13 protein-coding genes are annotated in these 10570 nt (G+C 41.8%); 5 read left to right on the top strand and 8 right to left on the bottom strand.

What is annotated here, in order from left to right:
• From MNV_RS01890 to MNV_RS01880, 3 genes are all read left to right on the top strand, one after another.
• Positions 1-622: recombinase family protein (locus MNV_RS01890; RefSeq protein ID WP_218837859.1), on the top strand; the 622-nt coding region annotated here is incomplete at its 5' end.
• 62 nt (positions 623-684) lie between these two features.
• Positions 685-1137, top strand: a complete 453-nt coding sequence (locus tag MNV_RS01885) for a hypothetical protein (protein WP_096203688.1) — start codon at positions 685-687, stop codon at positions 1135-1137.
• Positions 1138-1539: 402 nt separating this feature from the next.
• Positions 1540-1728 (top strand): hypothetical protein, encoded by a 189-nt coding sequence (locus MNV_RS01880; RefSeq protein ID WP_096203687.1) that lies wholly within the window; start codon positions 1540-1542, stop codon positions 1726-1728.
• Between the two features lie 42 nt (positions 1729-1770).
• Here MNV_RS01880 and MNV_RS01875 read toward each other — a convergent pair whose 3' ends face one another.
• On the bottom strand, positions 1771-2124 hold the full coding sequence (locus tag MNV_RS01875) for a hypothetical protein (RefSeq protein ID WP_096203686.1): 354 nt from the start codon (positions 2122-2124) through the stop codon (positions 1771-1773).
• Positions 2125-3221: 1097 nt separating this feature from the next.
• Between MNV_RS01875 and MNV_RS01870 the strand changes: the two genes are divergently transcribed.
• Positions 3222-4712, top strand: coding sequence for an MFS transporter (locus MNV_RS01870; RefSeq protein WP_096203685.1), 1491 nt, complete (start codon positions 3222-3224; stop codon positions 4710-4712).
• 43 nt (positions 4713-4755) lie between these two features.
• Here the strand turns inward: MNV_RS01870 and MNV_RS01865 are convergent, their stop codons facing one another.
• Complete coding sequence (locus MNV_RS01865) at positions 4756-6189, bottom strand: replication factor C large subunit (protein WP_096203684.1); 1434 nt, start codon at positions 6187-6189, stop codon at positions 4756-4758.
• A 60-nt stretch (positions 6190-6249) separates the two neighbouring features.
• On the opposite strand from MNV_RS01865, the gene MNV_RS01860 reads away from it, so the two are divergent.
• Positions 6250-7332, top strand: coding sequence for an MFS transporter (locus MNV_RS01860; protein ID WP_096203683.1), 1083 nt, complete (start codon positions 6250-6252; stop codon positions 7330-7332).
• Here MNV_RS01860 and MNV_RS01855 read toward each other — a convergent pair.
• The 6 genes from MNV_RS01855 to MNV_RS01835 all read right to left on the bottom strand — a co-directional run bounded on the left by MNV_RS01855 (position 7298) and on the right by MNV_RS01835 (position 10445).
• Positions 7298-7861, bottom strand: coding sequence for a GMP synthase subunit A (locus tag MNV_RS01855; protein ID WP_096203682.1), 564 nt, complete (start codon positions 7859-7861; stop codon positions 7298-7300). The two genes, MNV_RS01860 and MNV_RS01855, sit on opposite strands and share 35 nt — an antisense overlap.
• A gap of 18 nt (positions 7862-7879) precedes the next feature.
• Entirely contained in the window at positions 7880-8668 is a 789-nt protein-coding gene (locus MNV_RS01850; protein WP_179293742.1) for a tetratricopeptide repeat protein, read from the bottom strand.
• Positions 8669-8937: 269 nt separating this feature from the next.
• Positions 8938-9258 (bottom strand): hypothetical protein, encoded by a 321-nt coding sequence (locus MNV_RS01845; RefSeq protein ID WP_096203680.1) that lies wholly within the window; start codon positions 9256-9258, stop codon positions 8938-8940.
• A 30-nt stretch (positions 9259-9288) separates the two neighbouring features.
• Positions 9289-9429, bottom strand: coding sequence for a hypothetical protein (locus tag MNV_RS19245; protein WP_179293741.1), 141 nt, complete (start codon positions 9427-9429; stop codon positions 9289-9291).
• 18 nt (positions 9430-9447) lie between these two features.
• A complete protein-coding gene (locus MNV_RS01840; RefSeq protein ID WP_143311581.1) occupies positions 9448-9957 on the bottom strand; it encodes a hypothetical protein in 510 nt (169 codons plus the stop codon).
• A gap of 17 nt (positions 9958-9974) precedes the next feature.
• Positions 9975-10445, bottom strand: coding sequence for a hypothetical protein (locus MNV_RS01835; RefSeq protein ID WP_096203679.1), 471 nt, complete (start codon positions 10443-10445; stop codon positions 9975-9977).
• Between the last annotated feature and the right edge of the window lie 125 nt (positions 10446-10570).

Here is a 10570-nt window from a genome sequence, read left to right as displayed (position 1 = left end):
GCGTGAGACTTATGACGGTACAACTCCTAGAAGAGGCAGACTCTTTAATGCACGCCAAGGGAGTTTCTTAATATGGAGCAACCCTCCATACGGTTATCGGTATCAGCCAGTGTCCAATGGCCAGCCAGGATGTGCAGTTATTCATGAAGAGGAGGCTGAACTGGTTAAACAGATTTTCCAATGGTATGTTGAAGAGGGCTTATCTACGTATAAAATTGCACAGAGGCTGAATTTAATGCGCATTCGTCCGAGGAAGGGAGGTAAAGGCTGGGCTCCTGCATCGATACGTATCATCCTTACGAATGAAGCATACATAGGTAAGGCGTATTATAACCGCAGATTCTGTGTAAAGCCGAAAAAACCACGAGATCCATTAGCGTATAGAAAAAATGAGAATTCAACCAAGAAACTCAGGCCGAGAAATGAATGGATAGAGATCGAAGTACCAGCAATTATTGATGAGGACACTTTTAGAAGAGCAGGAGAGCAACTTAAGAAAAATACCGCATGGTCAAGCAGGAACAATACTCAGCACTCATATCTGCTTCGCAGGCTTGTTCGATGTGGGGAGTGTGGCTATAAAATGTGTGGTTTTTTTGAAGGGAAACAAGTAAATATGTAAGGCAGGAACGTCTCGATAAGCTTGTATGGCAAAAGATAACAGAACTTCTGGAGAAACCAGAATTGATCATTGAACAGTATAAACGTCAGAAGGATATTGTTTTCTCAGGTGGAACTCAAAAACAGTGTCAAAAACTGGAGCAGCAGATCCAAACTTATAATAAACAGATCCAGCGTTTAATTGATGCATACCAAACGGAAATTATAACTTTAAAAGAGTTAGAAACCAGGAAGAGCAGCATAGAGCGAAGGATCTTACAGATTCAACAACAAATAAGAAACATAAAAGCTGTTGAAAAAAATGAAGTGGATTGCAGGAAGATATTTGATAATATAGATGCTTTCTGTAATGCAGTCAAGCAAGGTATAGAAAATGCAGGTTTTGAAGATAGACGGAAAATCATTGAACTGCTTGTTGAGGAAGTTATCGTGAGAAATGGAAAAGTCGAGATTGTCCATATTATACCTCTGGAGAAAAATGCTAATTTGCAACTACACGGTCGAGACAGGATATAAAATTAAAAACGTATTCAAGATAAGGACTTGTTCAAAATCACCTGTGGTACGAATACTATTTTTCTTGCTTCAATGTTTATTGTTTAATGTACTTAGTCTGTTAAAGACAGGTCTTAAGATCAACGTATATGAATTGAAATCAGCTATTAACAATGGAATATTAATATACATCCGAGAAGGGTACAAATCGCTATGCAGGATTTCAATAGCAGTATTGTTGACCTGGTTACGAGAATACAATGAGAGCAGAATTCAAACGCTTAAAGCTCGTTTAACACAAATATAACTCAACATGCTATTCGGAACTACATGGAATCGGAAGTACAGATTTGAACGTAACATTTATTTATAAACAGCTTGCTTATATATTCAGAAGTAAGGGTTAATGAAAGGTGGAAGTGGATGTTAGAAACTTCAGAAGAAAGAGTAAAGCTGTTAAAAGCTGGCATATCGGGCATGAACATAGAAAAGCTGTATATAATTTATAATAACTTTAAAATAATAGGTAGTCCTTTGCTTTTTAATCACGCCGACATCGAGGCATGCGAGGGCAAAGGCAATTCTATAAACAAGGTAAAGATAAAACTATGAAGAAAAACATGAAGAAAAAGCGGGTATTTCCCGCCTGTGCCTTTACTGGGATTTCAGCTTTTCACTGGCTTTGATATCCGCAAGCACCTGGTTTATCAGCTTTTTAGCGCTCTCAAGGTGTTTTGTACCGCTCCCCGCGAGCTGGGAAAAATTGTTCTGGATAAGTACTTCGTTCTCCTGCAGGAGGTATATGTAGTAAATAAGTATGCCCCAGTAGATAGAAGCGCCCAATAACACTGCTGCTCCGATGGCAACAAGCTGGTCAAATACAAGGTATGTTGTCATGCCCCGCGGGTACAATGCCTGGATGGCTGTCCAGAAGTTGTACATTATTATCAGACCGAAAACAATTGGCACAATCCCGATTATTGTAAGGTTTGTTTTGCTTAGTCTCATTCTTACACCCATGCATAATATGTAAATTTAATATATAAACTCTTTGAATAGAGTGGAATTTATTTAGAGGTATGGAAGTTTCCAGACTGCTGAATTTTGATCATCCCTGCCACGTATTTCATTATATGTTACACTCAGAGAGGTCTTATTTGAATTAAATGTCAAAAAATGCTTTATAATTTTCTAAGAACAAAAATAAACTATACTAACTCATAAAAAACTATAGACATTTTTATAACGCCTAGCAGCTATAAGTAGATTTCAATTGATGATATTTATAATAATCAAAGCAGCGAGGACTGATATGCGAATTATTAAACTGATAGTTATGCAATCGAGAGGTGATTAATCTTGGAAATGGTTGAAGTTAAATGTGCTAATTGTAGCAAAAAAATATACGTGCTGAAGGACCGCATCAAGGAAAAAATGTTTTGTACACTTGGGTGCATGGATTCGTACATAGATTCTTTTCGGACAATTGACTTTGAATTAACAGTTAACTAAGAGTATATTCAAGAAGTCAATCAGGACATATTGTAAAAAAGAACCGCAGATGAACGCCCCGAGTCGCGTCTCAAGAAGGGCGCCTCTGCATTCACCATTATTCGCCCGCGGTGTCATTCTCTCATAATGCAAATATGTTTAGATTATTGGATGGGCTCCTGATGTCACAAACATTATTATACAGCCAGTTCAAATATTCTATTATATCGAGTGAGTGCATGGAATCCATACTTTAACTTGATTCGAGAAACTGAACACTGTCGCACTTGGACTGAGCGTGGATACCGTACCCTCAAAAAAAGCATGGGTATGAGACATTATCAGGTTTTCTGGCAGATCCTATTTATCACTATTTATTATTCTTTTTTTTATTAAAGCAACCCTGGTTACCGATAGCGTTTTTAAGAAGGAGAAGTTGAAGCGTAAGATTTATCAATACCTTTTACATTGAAACTCGTTATGCTCCTGTCGGCACTATAATAAGCGGTATGATAGACGCTTGTTATACTCCCCGGAGTTAACGATAATCAAGAAGGAGATGAATAACTGTTAGCGGCGCGGGATAGCTTGCCCTGTCCGTTAATAGGATCCAGATGAAAAACGAAAAAATGTTTGCAGTTAAAGATAATTTAACCGACGATGAAATACGGTATGGTCTTCGGAACATAATTAGAGACGGTTTAACCTCCCAGGCAATGAGCACATTGACTGGCGGCGTTTTCCTGGTGGCTTTTGCGCTGGAGCTCGGGGCTTCCAATATGGTTGTCGGTCTCCTTGCCGCGATTCCCTTTCTTGCACAGTTGATCCAGATTCCTTCCATTTATCTTATTGAAAAATACCGTGCCCGGCGGGCAATTTGCGTATATTCATCAGCTTTGAGCAGAATGTTCTGGCTACCGATCGCCGCAATACCATTCCTGTTCTCAATTGAAACAGGGTTGATAGTACTCATTACAGCACTGATTCTGCAGTCAGCAATCGGCGGCATCGGAGGCTGCTGCTGGAATTCCTGGATGCGTGACCTGGTGCCAAGTGAAAGGCTGGGGTCGTTTTTCTCAAAACGCATGAGCCTTGCTGCTGTACTGGGAAGCTCTCTTTCCCTGGCTGCCGGGTTCTACATAGATAAATGGGAGAACCTGTTCCCGGAGCATAAACTATATGGTTATTCAGCTCTTTTTTTCCTGGGATTCATTGCCGGGATGCTCGGGGTTTATTTCCTATCCAATACTCCTGAACCCTGTATGGAATCGATAAAGAAAAAACAAAAGTTTACCAGGCTGCTCCTGACACCTTTTAAGGATATCAATTTCAGGAACCTCATCATGGCTCTTGGTCCCTGGAGTTTTGCGGTAAACCTGGCCATCCCTTTCTTCACAGTTTACATGCTTAAAAGCCTGCAAATGAACATGTCGCTCATCATCGCTCTTACAGTACTGAGCCAGATAACGAATCTTGCGTTCCTGAACATCTGGGGGAAATTCTCGGACCGGTTCAGCAATAAATCCGTGCTTACCATTTGCGGTACTCTGTTCATGCTGTGCGTTCTTGCGTGGACATTCATTGTACCCGGGAAAAACATACTTACAATGCCCCTGTTGATAACTATACACGTTTTTACAGGAATATCCACAGCAGGAGTTTCGCTGACCTCGGGGAACATAGGGTTCAAACTTGCACCGAAAGGACAGGCAACGGCATATCTTGCATCCCTTAGCCTTGTCAATTCCATCTCATCGGGAATCGCACCTGTTCTCGGAGGCGTTTTTGCGGATTTCTTTACAGAACGCCAGCTTTCATGGAAGCTGGAATGGTCAAGCCCTGATAGTCAGATAGCATTTCAGATATTCAATCTTCATTCGTGGGGATTTTTCTTTTTCTTCGCGTTCCTGATCGGTCTATACGCCATTCATCGCCTGACTATGGTAAAAGAACCGGGAGAGGTTGAAGAGAAAGTCGTTGTCTATGAATTTATTTACGAGTTAGGAAGGTCGATTAAAAGTATCTACTCAATTAAAAACAGGCTCAGGTACACACCACAGTTCGCCCTTCTGGCTGCGAGGAACTCTTTCAGGAAAGGGAAATAACTGAAAATAAACCTCTATAATAAATCCCTATAGAGATTTATTTTCAAAAATCAAACAATGAACTCTGGGACTTTACTTCTTTCTTGACTTCAACCTCAGGTTCATCACTGAGCTCGTCTTCAGGCTCTTCCTCGGTGGCTTCGGAGAGTTCCGGTTTGGCTCCGAACCCGCCGAATACCTCTATTTCCTGCCTAACCTCTTTCTCGATGAGAGATTGTGCCTCCTCGTAAATCTTCCGGACTTTTTTAGTCACAGACTTGGTTTCCATAAGGAATGCTATTTCTTCTGGCTCAAGAGCAAGCAGTGCAGCGACCGCAGGTGCATATCCATCATCTTTCATCATCGCCCTGAAAAAAGGCAGCAGCTGCGAGCGGGTATAGCTCATCGATACATGGCAGTGGCTTCCGATCTTCTTCGCGAGCGAATCGCGCAGGTTCCTCATACCTTTTGTCTGCCCGAGCTTTCGCCACAGCGAAGGAGGCTGGAACTTTACGAATGCAGTGTAATGGTAAGAACGTGAGACTACGATACCTGATGTCATCATCACACTTGCATATCTCCACATATTGTAGTTCTGCCTCCGGCCTACCCTGCCAAGGAAGGTGGCAGCCCTTCCGAGATAATAATATCCTTTTTCAAGGTCCTCTGCCTTAGTATATTCAAGGGGAAGATTCTCATCTACCCACTGGATGAAGTCCTCCGGGTTCTCATCAAGATTGAAAGTAGCCTTATGGGCTTCGCGGATATCCTTTCCTTTGAATATCTTTACAAGCACTTTGAAAATGTTCTCTTTTGTATCCCTTTGTGCGGTTATGATATCCCCGGGTTCCATCCTTGATTTCCCCTGGGCGATCGCCTGCAGGTCATTTATCGCGCTTCGCAGGTCACCGTTCGCGTTCTCTGCCAGCGTTTCAAGCGCGTCAAGACCGCATGTTATGCCTTCTGCTTCAGCTACTCTCTTTAACGCAGGGAGCATGGAGCGTGCCATTACGGCGCTGAACTGGATGGGTTTGCATGCGCTTCGCAATCCTGCGGACATATCATAAAGCTCATTTGCAATAAGGATGATAGGCTGGCTTGTTTTCTTTATCAGTTCAACAATTGCCTTCTCGCCTCCCCTATCGGCGGTGCCATGGATATTATCAGCCTCATCCAGTATTACAAGCCTTTTTACATTGCTGCCGTCCAGTGTGCTCATCCTGGAGGCGGAACCCGCTACTTTCTCGATTATATCGGCTGTGCGCTGGTCGCTGGCATTCAGTTCTATCACTTCCCAGCCCATGTCGTTTGCTAGCGCATGGGCTGCCGTGGTCTTGCCTATGCCGGCCCTCCCGTACAGGACAACAGCCCTTTCCTCTGGAGTTCCGTGCAGCCATGATTGCGCCCAGGCCTTTAGCTCTTGTATGGCTTTATTATGACCTGTTATCAGGGATAGTGTCTTCGGGCGATATTTTTCCGCCCAGTCAAGGGAGTTCATGATTTACCTTCAGTTCAAACTATATTCCTTAAATACATATCCTTTCATTAAAACCCAGCGATGAGACTTAACGCGATACAGCTTTTTATCAACATGGCTGTAATGATGTCAAACCTTTTTATCCCTATCCTTGCACATGAGTTCAATGCTTCGGGTATCGAGATAGGGATAATCGGGGCAGTCTATGGCGCCGCACTATTTATTTCAACCTATATATTCAGCAGGGCAGCGGATTCGGTCTCCCCGAAGTTGCTACTGCAGGCAGGATTCTTAAGCGCCTCAGTAACCTTTTTTCTCCAGATATTTGCACGGGACCCTCTCAGTCTTGGATTGATAAGGGCGCTCGCCGGATTCAGCGCAGGTATTTATCCGGCTGTGCTCATGCTTTATGTGTATAATTTGAAGCGCAGCATAGGCAAGTTCAGTTCGTTCATGCCCCTGGGCTGGGCTGCGGGTAATCTTGCCGCAGGTATCATTGCTGTTTACTGGGAGATTTTTACGATTGCGTCGCTGCTGTTCGCTGCATCGTTCCTGATTACGTTAACATTGCCCGGCACCGAGGTTAGCTCAAAAAAGAAGGTAGATTACTTTTCCAGGGATATCCTGAAAAAGAACTGGAACACTTATTTTGGATTTTTCCTGCGCCAGATAGGGGCCAATAATGTATGGGTGATTTTCCCCCTGTACCTTGCAAGCCTCGGGGCAGATAAATTATGGATAGGAATAATCTATATGTTAAATCCGACGCTGCAATTTTTCATTATGAGGCGGCTTGATAAATACGACTCTGCGCGCCTTATCCATGCCGGGGATTTACTCTCTGCCGCCGCATTTGCAGCACTAATTCCACTGACAATATACTACCAGGCAGTTATCGGGATGATACTGATTGCCTTCTCATACTCCTGCCTCTATGTCGGCTCTATGCGCCTGCTTATTGAGACGAACGAAGAGAAGGGAGCTGCGGCCGGGCTGCTTAATTCCTCGATCGCGTTTGCGACGATAATCGGTTCTCTTGTAGGAGGCATTATCCTGGATTATTTCAGTTACGAAGCAGTGATGGCAACAGGGGCTTTTTTCTCTGTGCTGGGCTATGCTGCTGCGCGTTTCAATGCTTCCGGCACACCTCAAAAAAGTTCCTGAACAGCTCATTGCCCTTTTCAGTATGCGAGACCTCAGGATGCCACTGCACCCCGTACAGCGGTTTTGTCCTGTGCTTCATAGCCTCGACCTCACAGATACCGGAACGCGCAAGCCTGGTGAAATCAGGGGGAAGCGAAGATACTTCATCCGCATGCGATGCCCATACTTTCGTCTTTGGACCAATGCCTTTTAAGATGTCGTCCTCATCGAGTATTTCTATCTCGACCGCAGCATACCCACCCGCCGCCCCTGTCCTTACCCCTCCCCCGTACGCCAGCGCCATTACCTGGTGACCGAGGCAGATGCCAAGGATGGGAAGGTCGAGCTCCTTAACATAAGCGGCGCAATTGCCCGCGCGCTCAAGCGTCGGTCCGCCGCTCAGTATGAGCCCGTCAGGTTCCTTTGCCAGTATTTCCTCTATGGAAGAGATGTTTTTCATCAGTTCTACTTCCTGGTCCAGGTCGCGCACGGCGCGGTGTATCAGGTGGCAGAACTGACCATAGTTGTTGATTACGATGAGCTTTACCATTTTTGTATCTACCTTTATTTACAAATGTTTAACCTCGTCTATAAATGCGGGGCGGTTTTTAAATTCTGATTTTAGATCGGAAAAACGCTGTTTCCATTTCGATTCGTCTTTTATTATGTTTGTGTAAATGTTTTTAACCTTTGCCAGATATACGGCTGCGTTACTATACGTTTTTCTATTTCCGCCTTTTATGTTTCTATATGCTTTTTGCAAGTAATACTCAATAATCTTATCTGGATACTCTTCTTTTATTTTATCTGCAAACTCATCAAAGTCATTTTCCAGCACGAATCCCCATTTATTCTTTGGGGGGCTTAAAATGACGTCAAGCACAACTTTTTTCATGTTTTTGTCCAGACATATCCTCAGATAGTCACGGACGTTTTTATCTTTAATTTCATTGAAAACCTTCGGTTCAACCTGTTCCCAGTCGGGATCTTTCAGGAATTCTTTCAATCTCTTATATTCCGCATGATAGCCCTTATTTCCTGCAAACTCGAATGATTTAAGCAGAGCCCCTTTTGCCATCTCATAATTCCCCTGATCCCTGTAGTACTCAAACAATCTATCCAGCATGGGTTTTTCTTCGTGCTTCCTTGCCAGAGCAGTCTGAACTATTCGTTCCAGATTGACAGTGTCCCCTTTTTTAACAAAATGGTCTGATAAATATTGAAACAGTTCTGTAAGTCTTCCTTCGCCTTTTAATATTCCCTGTTCTGCTGTTTCTAAAGCTTTGTGCATCTCCCCTTTCTCGATATAAAAAGCGGCAAGATCCCAGTAATCCATACCGTAATGAAGTTTTTTCATGCGCTCTTCCAGATACGCTTTATCGTTGTGAAGATGCTCCCTCTGGATGTCCATTATAAGTTTTTTCCTCCAGTCGGAGGGATGCTCATCGAGTTTTTTTACCAGGTACTCCCATTCTTCTTTCGTCTTGCAAATCTCGAAAAAAACATCCATCATGGCATCTTCAAGACCGGAATTCTCATTATTATACTCCTCAAAGGCATCATCTAAAAATTCAAACTTGGCGGCGGTGGATATATTCCCTTCCTCGATAAGGTCTGAAATGCGACCTAAACGAGAGTAGCTTCATCCTCATTTTCTTCTGACCCTCCGCCGTACTCATTGAACTCAGAGATTATTTCTCTGGCATCTTTCCAGTATTCCATTAACAGTTCATCATTTATTGCAACAAGATGTTTATCTAAGTCGATTTTTGGTAAGCTCTCCTGTTTTGCTTTAAACCATTCAAGTATCAATTGATACAATTCAGGTTTCTTTTTCAGCAGGTGTTCTACCAGCTTATATAAATCTACGTTATCAAGGGATTGCAGCTTTACGTATATAGATATATTTTCGATTTGTGCATCATCTTCTTTTGGATATTCTGACATTATATCATTACTTCATTAGTGGGATAGGTATCATTTTTTCTCTTCAATAGCATTTCTAATGTTGTCGTTTAATTTTTTGATTATATCTTCAGAAAGAGGTAAATCTAATTCCATACTTTCTACTTCCTCTACCTGTCCTTTAGTTTGGAAACGCCTTATAATTTTGGGCATTGTCCTAATTTAGAATACCTAATTTAGAATACTTAATTTACAATTAAAAAATTCCTCCCAACTCCATTGATGATGCTCCAAACCTTCTATCATTGCAGGAGTTTCACTTTTTGTCAACTTATCCATAAAATTCCAATAGAATTGATACAATTCGACTGCGTCTACGAGTCTTGGTTTCTTTTTTGAATAGCATTTTGTTTTTCTAACCAATCTCCCCAATCTTTCACGAAATATGCTGTTCATATTTTCGATGTCGGTAGTCTCAATTTCACTATAGCACGGATTTCCGTAAACGATAATTTTTATTTTATCGACAATTTTACCACCCTCTTTTATTTTTATAAGTTGTCCATAATCAACACAAGTTTCTGCATAATAATCAGGAATGGTAGATGTGTAATCATCGTTCCCATCAGAAAAAATTTGGATCTTATTATTTGGGAAGGGTAGCTGTACTCTTTCGAACACTTTTTCAAACAATTTTTTACAAGTTTCTAAACCTTGCTTTCCAACTTCATATGCGACCATCACGTATGAACCTCTTTTTATGAAATTGAATATCCAGGCATCACCTTCGACATCTGAATTTGGGCTTCCCGGCTCAACTTTCTTTTGTTTTTTTTAATGAATGTCCACATCTCATCGACCTCGAATTGTCCAAGTTTTACGTCATGAAGAAGAATCGAATTTACCATCTCAGCATGTAAGGCAAGATCTTCTAAAAGCCGTCCAATGGTATCTCGATGATGACCTGTTATTCGTTCAATCGACCTGATACCATTTTTCTCTACCAAATGCTTACAGATGTTGATAATCTCTGATTTTGTTAGATGTTTATGGTATAACGGAGTACCTTTTGTTTCCATGAAGAATGTTTTACAATGATTACAAAAATATCTCTGATGACCTGTTTGATACTTGCCACGTTTGATTATGTCTTTACCTTCTTCTTTTAAGTAAAAACGGCATTTCTCATTCTGGCATACAACACTAATTTCTCCTCTTGGACGAACCATAATAATCACATATCCAGGATATGTTATTCATCCTATATTAAGTATCGTATTTTAGGACAATGGGAAGTATTCTATAGTTGAGCACTACGCCTGGCTCATCAATTTAAGGAATATCTCTTCAATGA

Source organism: Candidatus Methanoperedens nitratireducens (genome assembly GCF_900196725.1).
Lineage (GTDB): Archaea > Halobacteriota > Methanosarcinia > Methanosarcinales > Methanoperedenaceae > Methanoperedens > Methanoperedens nitroreducens_A.
Note: the sequence above shows the minus strand (reverse complement) of the source record. Positions and strands in the feature narration are given on the sequence as shown.